The organism is Bacillus sp. REN16, assembly GCF_020731355.1.
Classification (GTDB): Bacteria; Bacillota; Bacilli; order Bacillales; family Bacillaceae_L; genus Ferdinandcohnia.
Map to the genome: position 1 here is coordinate 181,658 of NZ_JAJFZK010000005.1, position 18,228 is coordinate 199,885.

An 18,228-nucleotide genomic window follows, 5' to 3' on the forward strand; every position below is an offset into this window, starting at 1 on the left:
TATGCATATTTGTTTTCTCGCACCTGCAAATTCAATACATACAGTTAGATGGGTTAACTCTTTAGTGGAGAGAAATCATAAATTGACTTTATTAACTATGCACCCACCGGCAGAACATAAAATCGACTCACGAATCCAAATTATTGTGTTGCCATTTAAAGCACCACTGGGGTATTATTTGAATGTTTTAAAAGCAAAGAAAGTAATTTCAGAACTAAAACCGGATATTCTTAATACTCATTATGCAAGTGGTTATGGAACCCTATCTAGGTTTTTGAACTATAAACCAACATTATTATCCGTATGGGGAAGTGATGTATATGACTTCCCGTATGAAAGTCCATCCAAACGGAAAATCTTGATAAAAAATTTAAAAGTTGCTGATCGATTAGCTTCAACAAGTCAGGTCATGAAAAAACAAACTGAACAGTTTTGTCCAAAGGAAATGAAGATTGAAGTCACTCCTTTTGGTGTTGATATGAATCGATTTAAACCTAATAAGGATGGCAAAAATGATACCAAGATCACTATCGGAATGATTAAAGCATTAGAGTCAAAATATGGTCCTGAATATTTGATTGAGGGTGTACATCTATTACTAAACCGGTTAAAAGAGGAATACAAATATGAGGTTGCAGATCAAATAAAGCTTTTAGTTGTTGGGAAAGGATCGCGGCTTCATGAATTACAAAAACTGGTTAAAGACTACCACATGGAGGATATTGTTACATTTACTGGCGCGGTTCCTCACACAGAAGTTCCTTCATATTTAAATAAAATAGATATATATTGTGCTCCGAGTACACTAGATAGTGAGAGCTTCGGTGTTGCAATAGTTGAGGCCTCTGCTTCTGGAATACCTGTCATTGTAAGTAATGTTGGAGGGTTACCTGAGGTAGTTAAGGATCAAGAAACTGGTTTTGTAGTTAAGCCGAAGAATGCGAAAGAAATCTCAGAAAAATTGTATGAGCTTGTTATGGATAAAGAAAAAAGAGAGCGATTTGGAGAACAAGGTAGAATTTATACACAATCTTTATATGATTGGGAGAAAAATGTTACGGTAATGGAATCCATTTATAAGGATATGACTAGTTGAAAGGAGTGGTTGGTATGAAGGTAAGAAAGGCGATTATTCCAGCAGCTGGGTTAGGAACAAGGTTTCTACCTGCAACAAAGGCTCAACCAAAAGAAATGCTTCCAATTGTCGACAAACCAACAATCCAATATATTGTTGAAGAAGCCATTGAATCGGGTATTGAAGATATTATTATAGTCACTGGCAGGGGAAAACGATCAATTGAAGATCATTTCGATAAGGCGTATGAATTGGAAGATACCCTAGCAAAAAAAGAAAAATACGATCTTTTAGAACAGGTGCAGTCGGTTGCGAATTTTGCAAACATCCATTACATTCGCCAAAAAGAACCAAAAGGATTGGGACATGCTATTTATTGTGCTAGTCGTTTTATTGGCAATGAACCATTTGCTGTACTATTAGGTGACGATATTGTACAGTCTGAAACTCCAACATTAAAGCAGCTTATTGATATATATGATTCATTTCAATCACCGGTAATTGGTGTGCAGCCTGTTGAAGAATCTGACGTTTCCAAGTACGGGATTATTCAAATCAAACATCAGCTTTCTAATAAGCTTTTTGAGTTAAGCTCATTAGTAGAAAAGCCTGCTGTTAATGAAGCTCCATCTAATTATGCAATTATGGGACGCTATGTGTTAACCCCAGAAATTTTTAATATCCTTGAAAATCAAAAGCCAGGTAAAGGTGAAGAAATCCAGCTTACAGATGCAATTAACCGTTTAAATGATCTGGAAAAGGTATTAGCCTTACATTTTGATGGGAAAAGGTATGATATAGGTGATAAGTTAAGCTTTATTCAAGCAACAATTGAAATAGCATTAAGTAGACAAGAATTTTCAGACGAACTTAAAGAGTATTTAATTAAATTAACTAAAAGCTTCTCTTAAGACTCATTGTGAGTCTTCTTTTTTTTGGATATTTTTTGGTATTTCTTTGAGTCTAAGAATCATGTATTCTATCAAAGGGTCATTGTATTGAGATGACAAAAACACACAAGTTTTTATAAAAAATATGTCTGATTTTGACACATTGTCGTGTAAATTAGATATAATAAGAGGCTAGGAGGGAGTGATGATGATAAAAATAAATAAAAAACTAATTTTGCTAGTTTCCTTGTTGTACGCTTTTTGTTTTTTACTTGGTGTTCCTGGAATAACAATGGCAGAAGAATCATTTGAAATTCAAGAACCTCAAAGTAATATTGAAACGTTTGAAAACCAAGAAAATTTAAATGAACAGGTTGAACAAACGCAGACTTTAGTGAAGGTGACTGATGACATCCAATTACAAAATGAGGAAGGTCAAGTAGTCGGGAGCTTATTAAAAAATGCAATTGTCTACGTTAATCAAGATCAAGAAGGACATTATTATTTTCAATTTGGAAATCAAAATATAAATGTCGAACACCTATCTCTTGAGCCCATTGATGATGCAGAAACTAGTTACTATGAAAATAGTTCTGACCTTTCAGAATTTGTGGTTTCAGAACTCACTGATGTTTATTCGGAGGATCTAACTTCTGTTATTGGGGTAGTAGAATCTACTCAAACTTTTAGAATTCATGAGGAAAATGAAACAGAAGTCACAATCATCTTTGGTCATGTTCTTGGTAAAATAGTAAAAGCTGAGGATAAGGAAGAAAGTGAAAGTGAAGAATCAAGCACCACTATTGATGAAGTAGAAAAAGAGGAAGAAGAAGTTATTTCTGATTCATCTAATATCGAAAAAGAAGAAGTTCCACAAAATATAATAACTACACAGTCTATTAAAAAGCAAAGTATAGAAAAGACTGTAACACAACCGGTATTTACTGGTAGTGAAAAATACTTTCAATCAATTGGATCTGGTGTTCCCATTTATTTGAATGAAAATGGTTCTAATGTAAAGGTTGGAGAACTGATTGAGGGACAAGAATATGTTATTCTTAATCAAATTGATGGTTTTGTTCGAATTCATTTTGGAAATCAAAATGCATATGTTAGAAAGTCATCTATTCAACCCAGTAATGGAACCTCAATTAAAAATCTGAATAAGGGTTTGTTAAATTCAAACAGGTATTTTACAGCAAATCGGAATTTACCAGTATATGACAATACTTCCGGTAGGTTAGTAGAATTTGCAAAAATCCAGTATGGGGAGACATATCCTGTAATCAGACAATCATCTACCGAATGGTTTGAAGTGGATCTTGGTGGAAGAATTGGTTATGTGTATATACCACATGTAACTCCTATTCTGAATACTTCAGATAAGTACTTTAAAGTCGTAAATGATGGAACTTATGTATATGTAAATCAAAATGGCAAAAGTATTCCCGTTGCAAAATTAGCACCAGGTCAAGAATATTCAATACTCGGCCATATTACTGGATTTGTAAGAATAAAATATGGTTCTTCTATTGCATATGTCAGAAATGGTGAAATTGCGCCTTCTAAAGGGACTAGCATTAAAAATGGTAATAGCTCCGCAACAAACTCAGGTGAATCTATTAGAGCTAGACAAAATCTTGTAGTTTATGATAATACCTCTGGTAGTCTTGTTGAAATGGGAACTATAAATCCAGGCGAATACTACCCATTCATTAGGCAAACGTCTACTTATTGGTTAGAAGTAGACTTTGGAGGAAGAATTGGTTATGTATACAAGCCCCATCTTGAAATGTTCTTTTCATCCGATGATAAATATTTTCAATCACTCTTTAGTGATGTAAATATTTATTTGAACGAAAATGGTAAAAATGTTAAAGTTGGAAATTTGGTTAAGGAACAACAATATGTAATTCAAAGCTGGATTGATAGTTTTATTAAAATTCAATACGGTCATGGAATCGCTTATGTTAGGACAAGTGATGTTCATCCAGCCACTGGTGGCGGATTACGTGGTGTTGATCCTGGTAAAGAAGTGTCGACCAAGACATTTACAACTGTTAAAAAGACTTCTGTTGTAACTGAAGGTGATTTAGTTGAATTTGCAACTCTTGAACCAGGATTGACCTATCCAATTATTCGTCAATCTTCTAGCAAATGGCTTGAGGTTTCAATTGGTGGAAGAATCGGATATATTTATAAACCGGATGTTCAAATTGGACCATTTATTTCATATGTATATAACCAATATGGTCTTTCTTTAGAGGAGTCATTAGCTAAACAAATGGCTTCATCTCCACCACCGCAAACTGATAAGTATTATGATACATTTGTCTCTAAAGAATATATCCGATTGGATTCTACTGATCCAACGATTGGATATGTTACAGCTGGTACATTGAATGCCAGAGGTGGAGCTTCAACAAACTATTGGATTGTTGCAAAGCTTAGCATGGATACAAAAGTTAAGATTATTAAAGAAGTTAATGGTTGGTATCAAATTGAACACAATGCTACGTGGAAAAATGCGAGTCCGGAAGATACTCTCTACTATTTAAATCCAAATACCTTCAGTCGTGAGTCAGCAGCATTTTATCAGTTCATGAAATTATCTGGAACTGCTGGTGTTACTGCAAGTGAGGTAAATGAGAAAATTCTTAAGGATAAAGGCATCTTGACTGGCAGGGCAGATGCTTTTATTGAGGCAGGACAGCTATATAATATTAATGAAATTTATTTATTATCACATGCATTACACGAGACTGGAAACGGTAAGTCCCAACTTGCTTCAGGTGTTAAGATTAATAGGAAATATAATGATAAGGGTCAATTGATTATCGATATTTTAGATTCTTCCGCTGCTTCATATGATACTATCGTATATAATATGTACGGTATTGGAGCTGCTGATTCATGTGCACTAAAATGTGGCGTTGAAAAGGCTTATTATGAAGGATGGACTACTCCGGATAAGGCAATAATAGGTGGAGCTAAGTTCATTGCGGAAAAATATGTTCATAATCAAAAGGATACCTTGTATAAGATGAAATGGAATCCAGATACTCCAGGAGCATATTTGTATGCAACTGATATCGGCTGGGCTATTAAGCAGACAAGCAGAATTTATGATTTGTATCGTTTGATAGATGGCTATTCAATTACATTTGAAATTCCAGAATATCGAAAGTAATGTAAAGAGACCAATCCGTAAAAAGATTGGTCTCTTTCATTTTTTGGAAATAAAAAAGAAACCCACAAAAAGTGGGTTTAAAGATTATTTTGAGTTATTTTCTTCCAATCCATATTGATTTGATGACTGCAACTCCAAATGGGTCATCAATTCTTCGTGAATCTCAGCAACCGAATCCTCTTCAGGGATAATATAAGAAATTCCATTAATTGTGTCGCTATATCCTTCTAATGTTAGTGTTTCTATATTATTTGAACCGAAATTTGGATATTGCTTGAGAATGGCTAGTAAATCCCTTACTCTTAGGTTTGTTTGGATATTACTTCCTATTTCTTTTGAGATTTTGTCTATCTTCAAAACTGAAGTTGGTTTTACCAACTCATCAACAACTGCCATTACAATTTGTTTTTGTCGCTCGTTTCGTCCTATGTCACCCATAGGGTCCTGATATCTCATTCGCGCATAGGTTAATGCTTCATTACCATTTAATTTCATTTTACCCTCAGTAAAATAATATTTGGTGTTCCAATCACCTTGTTTGTAATCCGAAAAGTCAAATGGTACATCTACTGTTACTCCACCAAGAATATCAATTGTTTTTACAAATCCGTCAAAGTTGATTGTTGCATAATAATCAATCGGAATCTCTAAATAATTTTCAACTGTTTTAATTGTTAATTCTTTTCCGCCAAAAGAATATGAGTGATTAATTTTATCCTTTTTTTGTTTTCCTGGAATGTTAACTAGTGAGTCCCTGGGAATACTAACAAGTTTCGCCGATCCTTCATTAGGGTTAAAAGTTGCTACCATTAATGTATCGGATCTGCCGCCTTTGCCTTCGCTTGAATAATCCTCAATACCCATAAGTAATACGGAAAAAGGATCTTTACTAATCGTTACTTCTTCTTCACGCAACTCTGATTTACTCCCACGATCGATTTCTTCATATGAGTTATTTGCTGCTTTCATTGCGGAATAAAAAACATAGCCACCATACGCGAGTATGATTATCAAAACAAATAATAAAAGTCGTAAAAATATTCTTCGTTTTCTTTTCTTTTTCTTCTTTACTGATTCTCTTGACATGTTCAATTTAATTTCTCCTCTTTTTGTGGAAGCTTATTTATTTTCTACTATCTTTTCTAAATATGTCACAACACCCTCAGAAATCTCAGCTTGTCCATTCGTAAGCTCGGTCATCCATTCGGTGAATTGCGGTGTTTGGTTTTCTTCTACATAGGTTTCGATTTCCACGGCATCAATATACTTGATTTCTTTGATTTGATAAATGGAGGAGCGAAGTTCGTTCTCTACCTTGCCAAGCCAGGTGTAGTCAATTTTGGTATGCATGACTCTCATCAGTTTGCGTTCGACGATGCCAGTTACTTGGAGGCCTTCAGATGTTGACTTTCCGTATGCGCGAATTAGTCCTCCTGCTCCTAATTTTATTCCGCCGAAATACCTAGTTATGACAACAACAGTGTCTTTTAACTGTTTTTTCTTTAGGACTTCCAATATTGGGACACCCGCAGTTCCACTTGGTTCGCCGTCATCATTTGCTTTTTGAATGTGGTCGTTTTCGCCAATGAGATATGCGGAACAATTATGGGTTGCATCCCAGTTTTGTTTTTTTATTTTTTGTATGAATTCCTGCGCTTCCTCTTCGGTTGTAGCGCGGTCAACATATGCGATAAAGCGTGATTTTTGAATAATTATTTCATGCTCGCCATACCCTTTTACTGTATAATAGGAATGAAGCATTGCGTAATACCTCCCATCGGGGCTCTTACGAAACATGTAGTGACAAAATTCGGCACTGACTGAGTTTTTCTATAAAATTTTTTGCCCATTCTTCTATTATAAAACGACATAATTTTTACAGCAATGGTTTGTTTTTGGCATAGGCTAGATGTAATGGAAATGTAATCGATATGAAACGCTATAAATAACAATTATGTATATAATATAGATGGAGGTGGAAGCATGGCCACCAAAGGGTTCGACATTAAAGTTCTTGATTCAATTTTGGAAAAAATGGTACACACCGTTGATCATAGTAAAGAAGAGATTTTTCGGATTGGTGAGCAATCTCGTAATGAATTTGTATCCTTTACGGATGAGTTAAAGGATATTAAGGAACGAGTTGGAACGATTATCGATGAAGTGGATCGTTTGGAAAACCACTCTCGATTTGCAAGAAAACGGCTCTCCGAGGTGAGCAGCCATTTTAATAAGTATTCAGAAGATGAAATTCGAAATGCGTATGAGAAGGCTCATGATTTGCAGATGCAGTTAGCCGTAGTAAGGCAGGAGGAAAAGCAGCTGCGCGAGCGTCGCGATGAGCTTGAAAGACGATTAGTTGGCTTACATGATACGATTGAACGTGCAGATCATCTCGTTGGTCAAATTTCCGTCGTTCTTAATTATTTAAATAGTGATTTTAAAATGGTTGGCGAAATTTTAGAGGATGCGAAGCAAAAGCAGGCATTTGGTCTGAAGATAATTGAAGCACAAGAAGAGGAACGCCGTAAGCTTTCTCGTGAAATTCACGATGGACCTGCCCAGATGCTCGCAAATGTGATGCTGCGCTCGCAAATCATTGATAAGGTCTATCGCGAGAGTCCGGAGCAGGGTGTGAAGGAAATTCACGATTTGAGGAAGATGGTTCGTTCTGCATTGTATGAGGTGCGACGAATCATTTATGACCTACGTCCGATGGCACTGGATGATCTTGGATTAGTTCCGACCCTCAAAAAGTACCTATCGACGATCGAAGAATATAATGGCGACACTACGATTTCATTTACATTTATTGGATTGGAGCAAAGAATTCCATCCAAATTTGAAGTGGCTTTATTCCGAATGGTACAAGAAGCCGTTCAAAACGCGTTAAAACACGCGGACGCAAGAGAAATTGTCGTGAAGCTTGAGATAGGTAGAAATCATGTAACTGTTATCGTGAAAGACAATGGAAAAGGCTTTGATATCCGAGAGAAGAAGAAAGACTCGTTTGGGTTAATTGGAATGCGTGAGCGAGTGGATCTACTTGATGGAAATTTAACGATCGATTCAAGTGTTGGTGCTGGAACGCTAGTGATGATTCAGGTGCCGATTGAGGTTTGAATGGATTTGAAAATTAAAGGCTAAGATTGATATATCGTGTGGGCCTCCTTTTCGAGATTCTGAGAAATTTTCGGTGATACGTTACAAGAAATGGTTAAATTACTATACGCTACTTATTTATATAGAAAATATAAGAATAATCTTACTAATACGATGTGTTAATACTGCTTAAGGAGTATTGACCGAAATTGCCTCGATTGTCAAAATGAAAGGGGGAGGCGTTATTCATGAAAACAAGCATAGTTATTATTGATGATCACCAATTATTTCGCGAAGGTGTAAAACGAATACTAGATTTTGAACCAACCTTTCAAGTGGTAGCAGAGGGTGACGATGGGGAACAGGCGGTAGCGTTAATTGAGCAGCATAAGCCTGATGTTGTCATCATGGACATCAACATGCCACATTTGAATGGAATTGAAGCAACGAAACAATTAATTGACACTTACCCTGATACGAAGGTCATTATATTATCGATCCACGATGACGAAAGCTATGTGACGCATGCCCTTAAAACTGGAGCAACTGGTTATTTATTAAAGGAAATGGATGCGGATTCTCTAGTCGAAGCGGTCAAAGTCGTCGCAGAAGGTGGATCATACTTGCATCCAAGAGTTACACATAATTTAGTAAAAGAATTCCGTCGACTTGCCGTTGCAAGTGGCCAATCCGTTGCAGCACAATCATATGTAACAGCAGAAGTTCGCCGTCCATTACATCTGTTAACAAGAAGAGAATGCGAAGTTCTTCAGTTGTTAACTGACGGACGAAGCAATCGCGGCATCGGTGACGATCTATATATCAGTGAAAAAACGGTTAAAAACCATGTAAGTAACATTTTACAAAAGATGAACGTTAACGATCGTACCCAGGCTGTTGTTGTAGCTATTAAAAATGGCTGGGTTGAGGTTAAATAATTTAATAGATTGGTAGGAAGCTGAGCTCTCGGATGGGGGGCTTGGCTTTTTTTATTTGATTGAGGAATCCCTTTTCATGAATAAAAAGAACTACCTTCCCTACTTCCAAATGGTGTATGATCGAATTATAATCATTTCGTAGGTCGAAAGTTTTAAATACGATACAGTTATTAGATTACATAATTAGATAAAGAAGAGGGGTCAATTATGGTTCAATATTGTACGAGGTGCAAAGTCATCCACAATAACGACGAATTATGTCCTCATTACGTAAAGCAATTGAAAGAAAATCCATCATTGCTTGCGGAGGCGGCTAATTTCACAGTAGTGGCAGGACAGTATCATTTGGTTACATCTCAAACGCTAGATACCCTTGCACAAAGTGTGAATAAGCTTGCCGGGACAAACCTTACATATGAAGGGACGCATCAGTTTACCCGTGATATTCAAGTGTTTCGCCAGTTAAATGTTGATTCCTTTTCTAGAAGTGGACACTTTGCTAATGCGAAAAGCGCGCAAAATTATTTTTTAAATGGGACAGAAAATCAAAGACAGAATGTGTTGAGGAAACTAAATGGTACGGCACAGGAAATTGATTGGTTGAGATGGAAAAAAGGAAAGCTTAGTAGTTTAGCAGAAAAATCCAAGCTATTAGGGGAAGAGACGTCGAACGCACCAGGAATAGATGGAACGTCTGTGAATCGGTTTGTAAAAAAAAGAATCGAAAAAGTTACGGTTAAGGCGTCTGTGAGTGACAAGGGTCTTGGGACGAATATCAAGGGTGTCTTAAAAGCATTAGAAAAAGGAACGCTAGACCCTAAAGATACATTAGTAGGAATTGAAGGATCTTCCGAAGCACTGGCCAAGGCATTGGATCACAATATCAAAAAGGCATTAGATGCAGGCAATACGGAATATGCTAAACGTTTGCAGCAGGCTAAAGAGTATATGAAAGTAAAGGAACTAAACAATTACGAGCGTGTCAAGAGTTCAACAGCTAGATTAGAAAATAAAATAAAGTCTGGGCAGGCGGCAGTACAAGTAACGGCGAATGATGTAGCTAAAAAAGCTTGTCAAGGAGCAATTGTCGGCGCTGCGGTTTCTTTAACGATTTCAAGTATCTCGAATTATATGAAATATAAAAACGGAGAGATCAAAGAGGAAGAAGCTTTTGTTTCAATCGGAAAAGAAACGATTAAAGGTGGGGTTGTTGGTGGAGCAATGGGGGCGTTAACCCTCTTTCTGCCAGGTGGTGCGTTAGGTTTTGCAGCAGGGATGGCGATCGGTATTTATTTGAATGCGACTGCCACAAATGTTCTCGACGAAATTTTCGGGGAAGGCGCCTACGGGCAAATATTAGATGCTTCTGGCTATGTTTACGGAATGACGGTGAATTTAGAGAGTGCTCTACAAAAGATCGAGCAAAATGAGAAGCATTTAGCTGGTAATATACGTAAAGCCAAGAAAACAGCAGAATCGGTGGATGAGAATTTCGATGAATTTGATTTGATAATGAAGGAGTAAGGATTTGAAATGAGCCTACAAGAGTTACATATTGACTATGACTACTATCAACAAGAAACATCATTAGAAGATTTAAAAGAAGCGGCAAACAAGTTGAGCATTGCTGCACAGGAGCAGTTCGACGAAATTAAAAACGAGAAATGGTTTACGAGAGTGTTTGACATGGTCACTCTTTCCACGAAAAAAGACCAACGTATGGCTTCTCAAATTGGAGAACTATCCCAAGCGCAAACCATTTTTATGGAAATCCTTGTGCGCCTTTCGACTAATGATCGTCGGATTTCAGAGCTTGTGACAACCTCAATGGAGAAAATAAAACGTCTCTCTCAACAAGATTTACTTTTAGCTAAAAAAGTTAAAGAATTGGAGAATTACTGTGTTCTAGGTCTTACAAAGCAAACGGACATAGTTGATTTACCAATGAAGGAAAAGCAAATAGCAGGTGGCTTACTGCTCCATCTTATGGATCAATTTGAGCATGTATCGGAACATCAGCAAGCATACGCCAATGCTGTATTAAACTATATCGAGGTAGATCCACAACCAATTGACATTCATCAAGCCATTTATTCGTTAAACAATATTGATTCAAAAAAGATTCTGCTTCAATGCTGTATTGAATATGGATTCCTTCAGCATTTTAATTTTGATTTCTTAGAAGGAATCGAGGAGCTGCTAGAAGAATTCGATTTTGGAAATAAGACGATTAAAGAGCTGGTGTCAAAAGTTGAAAACCTATACAAGTTACGTGGAGAAGATGGCTTTATTGACAAATATGGGGGATATGATTTTCTAGAGCCAGATGAGACGTTTTATGCAGAACTTGAGGATGCTGAAGCACAATATGAAATGATAGAGAAAGAGGATGTAGTAATCTCTACAATCCTTCACATTCCATCTGGAACCGTACAAGAGTTTCATAATAAAAACATTTATATCAATACGTATATTCGTTGTGAAGGAACATTGCGCTTTGAAAACTGTTCAGTCTACTATAATGAATCAGAAGAAGCGAATGAAATCATTGTAGAAGAAGGTGCAGAGCTGGAGTTTTTAAATTGTGCCATCTTTTGTAAAGGCGAAGTAGATAATTTTTTCATACAGACAAAAGAGAATAGTGAATTATTGTTCCAAAATTGCGAATTTTACGGGTGCAGTTATTTTGCGAATTTGGAATATAACGGGTCAATCACAATTGAAAAATCAAAACTCATTAATCCCTCCGAAAACTTTTTATCTGGACAGTACAATAAGGGGACGATTCAAAACTGCGCAATTACCTTTACAACGATACCTAAGTCTTCAACAAAGGAAAATGAGTATTCTTGGAAACCTGTTTTTAATGTAAACACTTTTTCGGAGGAGCCACGATTTGTTATCCAAGAGTGTGTAGTGAATGGGGACGCACTAACCTATTCAAGCACAACACCTTCACTCATTATTTTTGATATCGAAAAAGGTGTCTATCAAAACTGCAGCTTTGAGTTTTTGAATAATTGCATTAGGAATGCGAAAGAGGTTGTTCAATCCGAATTTACGAATTGCGGATCCGTTTTGACGCTTGGTGGCCTATTTTCGTTGGAAGAAATAAAACTTACGAACAGTCTGTTCATGAAATGTGAGTCTGTTGTAGAAGCCAGCCATTCCTCTATCATTTCGAACTGTCAATTTATTGATTGTACAAACAATATTATTAAAACGGACTTTGATGGCGGGGTCACGATTGAATATTGTGAGTTTGATAATGTAACGTATACAAATGGTTCATCTTTTATAAGCGAAGGAAGTTTATATTTTCAACGAACCAAAAATAAAAGTTCGACATTTAGTACAGTGAAAAAATGTGTTTTCAATGGTTTCGAAACGGAAAGTGGTTTCTTAATTTTAGGAAATGTATTTGAAAAAATAAAAGGTCCTACTGCCTTTATTGAAGATTGCACGTTTCAAAATTGTGTTACAAAGCGGGATAGCGGAAAAATTATTAAACAGTATTCCTCTTATTTCGGGTTATTTAATAAAGAAATTGAAGTGGAAGCCATAGCTATTCGAAACTGCCGTGGATTGGATAAGATAAATAAAGAAAATGGCTATACAGAAGACGTCATTATTAAAGGGGAAACTCCGACGGGTGCAAAAATAGGAGCAAGTATTGTGGCAGGTACCAGTATTGGCCTTTCACCAATAGGACTTATTGCGGCAGGCATTATTAAGCATGTTACAACTGATACGGATAGGCATGTAGAGTAAAGAAGTAAGGATCCTGACCTAAAGTGTTCCTGAGCCCTTTTACTAAATTGGCTGGGGTGAGGTTAGATAGAATAGATTGGTGGAAAGCTGAGCTCTCGGTGAGGGCTTGGCTTTTTTGTTACTAATTTGGACATATTTACATGCTTTCGAAACTAAAAAATCTTTAATATCGGTCGATAAAATAAAAGTACTGTGAGGGTATAACGACGAACGTGACAACGTAGAAAGGAAATTCCACTATGAAAAGCAACCAGGAAAAACGTAGCAGAAAAAAATTATTTAGTTTTACAATTAGAAAGAGGTTGTATCTCACCTTTATCATACTCATTTTATTACCAAGTTTAACAATTGGTTTTGCATCCTATCATAATGCGCAAAAGGAAATGAAAGATCAGATCCTGTCAAGCTCCACTGCAAATGTGAATCTACTAGATAACTTTATTACAGAGAGCGTGTCTTCAAAGTACAGTGATGTTAAGTATTTCGGGACTAAGCTTAATGCTCAGTCTTTTGTGGAGTCAGAAATTCCAACCACAATTGAGGCCTTTAAACAATATTCACTTCTGCATCCTGACATCGTGACTATTTTTTCAGGTACCAAAGATGGAGCTATGTTTTTATATCCTCAAGCCAATCTTCCGGAAGATTTTGATCCAAGGGAAAGAGAATGGTATAAGCAAGCAATAGCTAGCCCGGGTAAAGCAATCATTACAGAGCCGTATGAGGATTTGGCCACTGGTACCATCCTGGTAACCGTAGCACAAGCGATCAATGATGGTTCTGGCGTGATCGGTCTGGACATTAATTTGGAGTCACTTAAAGCACTTACATCCAATGTAAAAATTGGTGAGAAAGGATATGCATTTATCCTTACTGCCGAGAGAAAATATTTAGTGGATCCGGTGCAAGAAATTGGTTCAGTCCCACAAGGGGAAACCTACAGCAAATTAATCTTTGAAAAACAAAGTGGAATTCTATCAGACGAATTTCAAGGCAATAAATATGAAACAGCCTTTGTTACGAATGAACTTACCGGCTGGAAAATCGCAGGTGTAATGGAACAATCTGAGATTGATGAAGCCACTCAAGGAATCCTACATTCAACATTCTTGGTCGTCGCCATTTTTATTTTAATTGGAATTGTCATTGCAGTTTTAATTGTAAGAAGCATTGCTAGACCACTAAAAATGTTAGTAGATGTGACTGAAAAGGTGAGTAATGGGGACCTTACCCAGTCTATAACAGTGAAAAACAATGATGAAGTCGGTCAATTAGGAAATAGTTTTAATAAGATGTTGGCCTCCTTGAGGGAATTATTAACTCATGTAGAGGAAAAGTCACAGACTTTAGCAGCATCCTCCGAGCAATTGACGGCCAGCTCCGAACAAAATAGCCAAGCAACTGAACAAGTGGCAAACGCGATTCAAGAGGTTGCCGTTGGAACGGATCAACAGACGGAAATGGTCAGACAAACGACAGAAGTCGTGAAAGAAATGTCGATTGGCATTAAACAAATCGAAGTGAACACTCAACATGTTTCTCGAACATCGACTGATGCGTTAGGCATTGTTGAGAACGGCGAACAGGCCATCAAAGAATCGATCCAACAAATGCAAAATATTAATTCATCCGTCACTGATTTAGGAAAAATTGTGTATTCACTAGGAGAGCGCTCCGAGGAAATTAATCAGATTGTAAATGTGATCTCTGATATTGCGAATCAGACGAATCTGTTAGCTTTAAACGCGGCTATCGAGGCTGCAAGAGCGGGAGAACATGGAAAAGGTTTCGCTGTTGTTGCGGATGAAGTAAGAAAATTAGCGGAGCAGTCAGCAAAATCGACTGAAAGCATTCGAGGACTAATCGCAACTATACAAGCAGATACAAGTAAGGCAGTAGAGTCGATGAACCATGGAGCAGAAGAGGCTGAAAAAGGAATTAATGTCGTAAATAATGCTGGGAAATCCTTTACGCAAATTCAACAATTCGTAGATGAGGTATCTTCGCAAATCCAGGAAGTTTCAGCGTCAATCGCGCAAATGACACAAGGCGCACAACAAGTCGTTGAATCTGTAAGTGAAATTGATGAAATCGCGAGGAAGACAACTGGACAAAGCCAAGAGGTATCCGCCGCAACAGAAGAACAACTAGCCTCCATGCAAGAAATTGCATCCTCGGCAGCTTCGTTATCCGATATGGCAGAAGAGCTGCAGGAAGCGGTTGGGAAGTTTAGGTTGTGATAAATGGGAATTAGTGGGTTAATTTTTCATACAGTTAAACGTTTGGAAAAGAATACCCTTAGTTATGAATAATGGGAATTAAAATTTTTAAAAACGGGACACGACATCGTGCTCCCGTTATTTTTATGTTTTGGGGAAGTGACATCCCCGCCCATTTCATTTAAAATGGAAATTACAAAGAATGAGGACAGGATGGTAAAAAATATGGAAACAACGATTGTAACTGATAGTACAGCTTACATACCACTGGAACTTCGTGAAAAACTTAATATACATATGATTCCGCTTAGTGTCGTATTTGGAACAGAAAGTTATCGTGAAGAAGTAGATATTACGGCAGAGGCTTTTTACGAAGAGCTCAAGGCTCGTAAGGATCTGCCAACAACCTCACAGCCGCCGATTGGGGAGTTTGTGGAGCTTTTTGAAAAGCTAGGGCGGGAGTATGATGCTGTCATTAGTATTCACCTGTCCAGTGGAATTAGCGGGACGTATCAGGGTTCTGTTACAGCGGGTGAAATGGTTGAAGGCGTGAAGGTTTATTCATTCGACTCTGAAATCAGCTGTATTGTGCAGGGCTTTTATGCGCTGGAAGCTGCGGAAATGGCGAATGCCGGAAAGCCTGTTGAAGAGATTATGGGGCGCTTAGAAGAAATGAAAATGTCGATGAAAGCCTATTTTATGGTGGATGATCTCACCAATCTTCAGCGTGGGGGTCGCTTGAGCAGTGCAGCGGCTTTTGTTGGCAGCTTGTTACAGGTAAAGCCAATCCTATGCTTTGAGGAAAAGGTCATTGTACCATTTGAAAAAATTCGTACTCGTAAAAAGGCGTTGAACCGAGTGTTCGAATTATTTGATGAGGATGCTAGCCAAGGTGTACCAATGCGTGCAGCGCTGATTCACGGAAATATCGAGGAAGAAGCGATTGAATTGAAGGCTGAACTCGAAAGGAAATACCCGCATGTTGAATTTTTACTAAGCTATTTCGGACCTGTAATCGGGACTCATTTAGGTGAGGGTGCGATTGGGCTAGGTTGGTATAAGAAATAAAAAATGGCGCCGTGCTGTGGTGCGGCGCTGTTTTTGGACAAAAAAAGAAATTAGGAGGGGCTCCTAATTTTTTATTAATTGTTCTTTTTGAGTCGATTTTTCTTTATTTTCTTCCACAGGAACTTTTCTGTACTCATAGCTGCTGTACAGGCTTAGCACAACAAAATAGAGTAACAACAGAACAGTCCATGTTGAGGACGTGATTTGAATTTTCTCCTGAAATAATACTGCCATTGCTCCTATGAGTAGAATCGATCCGATGCAAAGCAACAATCCATGCCTTATTACCCATTTCATCTATCAATCCCTACCTTTCACTATCTAATCTCCCCAATAATTGGTTTCTTAAACATCAAATTAGTAAAGATGGTTGAATTCATAAAATCAATCAATAAATGTCAGATGATATCAGCCAATTTAAAATAAATCGGAGGTCCTTCATGCAATTTTTAGTAGAAAACGAAAAATTAATCCCCGAACAACTAGTGGACAAGCCTGGCTCCAAACGAATTACCGATTATGAATCAAACTACCCCCAGCCCCTGAATACCACATTTGATTTCTCCACTGAACTCCAGCAATTACTCCACGGCAAACAACTCCTACTCGAAGAAATTCCATTATCCCTTGAGGATATACATCATCACTATTTAAATGGTTATTTGCAATATCGAAAATGCATCACGAAAACGCAGGATGGGTTTTTGTGTGTTCGGTGTGGGAATTCTGATCAAAAGCTGTTCGCTTCGTTTGGATGCGCAAGGTGCAAACAAGAGTGTGCGTATTGCAGGAAGTGCATTAATATGGGGCGAATGAGTGAGTGCACGGTTTTGGTGAGTTGGACTGGGCCGAGTCCGAAAGTTGATATTCCCGATAAGCCACTAGTGTGGGATGGTACGCTTTCTCCAGGGCAACAAAAGGCTTCAGCAGAACTCATAAAAGCCGTACAAACCAATGATCAGTTGTTATGTTGGGCCGTTTGTGGAGCTGGTAAAACTGAGATACTTTTTGAAGGTATCGAAACTGCACTTCAGGACGGTAAAAAAGTTTGCATCGCAACACCGCGAACAGATGTAGTCATTGAGCTCGCGCCACGTATCAAAGCTTCGTTTCCTCAAGTCGATGTCATTGCCTTGTACGGTGGGAGCGAGGAACGCAATAAAACTGCTCCCATCACCCTTGCCACAACTCATCAGCTTCTCCGGTTTTACAAAGCCTTTGACATGATCATTATCGATGAGGTCGACGCCTTTCCTTATTCGGTCGAGCCCATGCTGCAGTATGCTGTCAACCAAGCGAAAAAGGATATTTCCTCGACCATTTACCTTACGGCTACACCCAATCGGACCTGGAAAAATGAAATCGCATCAGGTAAACGAAAAGCTGTAACGATTCCGGCGAGATACCATCGTCGTGCATTACCAGTTCCGGGATTTAGATGGTGCGGGAACTGGGAGAAGGTCTTGAAAAAGAAGAGGCTTCCGGAGAATGTGATGGCGTGGATTAAAGAGCATCTTGAAATTGGCAAGCAAGGCTTTTTGTTTGTTCCACGGATTACCTATTTGGAAAGTATCGTAGGAATTTTGCAGTCCATCGACTCCCGAATTGAAGGCGTTCATGCCGAGGACCCCAACCGAAAAGACAAGGTCGCACGCTTTCGCTCCGGAGAAATCCCGATTCTTGTGACTACGACCATTTTAGAAAGAGGCGTAACCGTACCAAATATTGATGTCGCAGTTTTAGGTGCGGAGGATAAAATTTTTACAGAGAGCGCATTGGTCCAGATTTCAGGACGTGTCGGCAGGAGTGCAAAGTATCCGAGTGGCGAAATTTTATTTTTTCATTACGGTAAAACAAGAGAAATGATCAAGGCAAAACAACATATCGAAAATATGAACAAAGAAGCCATCCAAAACGGCTTCATCGATTGATTTTGCAGCCCATTTTTATTATGATAATGAGTAACGGACAAAGA

At 37.9% G+C, this 18,228-nt stretch carries 13 protein-coding genes and 1 pseudogene; 11 read left to right on the plus strand and 3 right to left on the minus strand.

Features of this window, described 5'->3' with window-relative positions; all coding sequences use genetic code 11:
* Position 1: 1 nt before the first annotated feature.
* The 3 genes from LKW28_RS08210 to LKW28_RS08220 all read left to right on the plus strand — a co-directional run bounded on the left by LKW28_RS08210 (position 2) and on the right by LKW28_RS08220 (position 5,155).
* Entirely contained in the window at positions 2-1,096 is a 1,095-nt protein-coding gene (locus tag LKW28_RS08210; RefSeq protein ID WP_229139870.1) for a glycosyltransferase, read from the plus strand.
* A 14-nt stretch (positions 1,097-1,110) separates the two neighbouring features.
* Positions 1,111-1,986, plus strand: a complete 876-nt coding sequence (gene galU, locus LKW28_RS08215; RefSeq protein WP_229139871.1) for a UTP--glucose-1-phosphate uridylyltransferase GalU — start codon at positions 1,111-1,113, stop codon at positions 1,984-1,986.
* A gap of 184 nt (positions 1,987-2,170) precedes the next feature.
* Entirely contained in the window at positions 2,171-5,155 is a 2,985-nt protein-coding gene (locus LKW28_RS08220; protein WP_229139872.1) for an N-acetylglucosaminidase, read from the plus strand.
* Between the two features lie 84 nt (positions 5,156-5,239).
* Here LKW28_RS08220 and LKW28_RS08225 read toward each other — a convergent pair whose 3' ends face one another.
* Both LKW28_RS08225 and LKW28_RS08230 read right to left on the minus strand, forming a co-directional pair.
* Positions 5,240-6,241: an LCP family protein gene (locus LKW28_RS08225; RefSeq protein ID WP_229140035.1), complete on the minus strand. Its 1,002-nt coding sequence runs from the start codon at positions 6,239-6,241 to the stop codon at positions 5,240-5,242.
* A gap of 33 nt (positions 6,242-6,274) precedes the next feature.
* Complete coding sequence (locus LKW28_RS08230) at positions 6,275-6,916, minus strand: YigZ family protein (protein ID WP_229139873.1); 642 nt, start codon at positions 6,914-6,916, stop codon at positions 6,275-6,277.
* A gap of 222 nt (positions 6,917-7,138) precedes the next feature.
* On the opposite strand from LKW28_RS08230, the gene LKW28_RS08235 reads away from it, so the two are divergent.
* From LKW28_RS08235 to LKW28_RS08260, 7 genes and pseudogenes are all read left to right on the plus strand, one after another.
* Positions 7,139-8,278 carry a sensor histidine kinase gene (locus tag LKW28_RS08235; RefSeq protein WP_229139874.1) on the plus strand — a complete coding sequence of 380 codons (1,140 nt, stop codon included), beginning with the start codon at positions 7,139-7,141 and terminating at the stop codon, positions 8,276-8,278.
* Positions 8,279-8,505: 227 nt separating this feature from the next.
* Complete coding sequence (locus tag LKW28_RS08240) at positions 8,506-9,195, plus strand: response regulator (protein ID WP_229139875.1); 690 nt, start codon at positions 8,506-8,508, stop codon at positions 9,193-9,195.
* Positions 9,196-9,402: 207 nt separating this feature from the next.
* Entirely contained in the window at positions 9,403-10,719 is a 1,317-nt protein-coding gene (locus LKW28_RS08245; RefSeq protein WP_229139876.1) for a hypothetical protein, read from the plus strand.
* A 9-nt stretch (positions 10,720-10,728) separates the two neighbouring features.
* Positions 10,729-12,966 carry a hypothetical protein gene (locus LKW28_RS08250; RefSeq protein WP_229139877.1) on the plus strand — a complete coding sequence of 746 codons (2,238 nt, stop codon included), beginning with the start codon at positions 10,729-10,731 and terminating at the stop codon, positions 12,964-12,966.
* Between the two features lie 383 nt (positions 12,967-13,349).
* A pseudogene (locus tag LKW28_RS23220) lies at positions 13,350-14,267 on the plus strand (cache domain-containing protein); the annotation flags it as partial.
* Entirely contained in the window at positions 14,259-15,206 is a 948-nt protein-coding gene (locus LKW28_RS23225) for a methyl-accepting chemotaxis protein (RefSeq protein ID WP_420708847.1), read from the plus strand. The pseudogene LKW28_RS23220 and the gene LKW28_RS23225, both read left to right, overlap by 9 nt.
* Positions 15,207-15,410: 204 nt before the next feature.
* Complete coding sequence (locus LKW28_RS08260; RefSeq protein ID WP_229139879.1) at positions 15,411-16,253, plus strand: DegV family protein; 843 nt, start codon at positions 15,411-15,413, stop codon at positions 16,251-16,253.
* A gap of 63 nt (positions 16,254-16,316) precedes the next feature.
* Here the strand turns inward: LKW28_RS08260 and LKW28_RS08265 are convergent, their stop codons facing one another.
* Complete coding sequence (locus tag LKW28_RS08265; protein ID WP_229139880.1) at positions 16,317-16,550, minus strand: hypothetical protein; 234 nt, start codon at positions 16,548-16,550, stop codon at positions 16,317-16,319.
* 143 nt (positions 16,551-16,693) lie between these two features.
* Here LKW28_RS08265 and LKW28_RS08270 point away from each other — a divergent pair, with 143 nt between their 5' ends.
* Entirely contained in the window at positions 16,694-18,184 is a 1,491-nt protein-coding gene (locus tag LKW28_RS08270) for a DEAD/DEAH box helicase (RefSeq protein ID WP_229139881.1), read from the plus strand.
* The last annotated feature ends 44 nt before the right edge of the window (positions 18,185-18,228 follow it).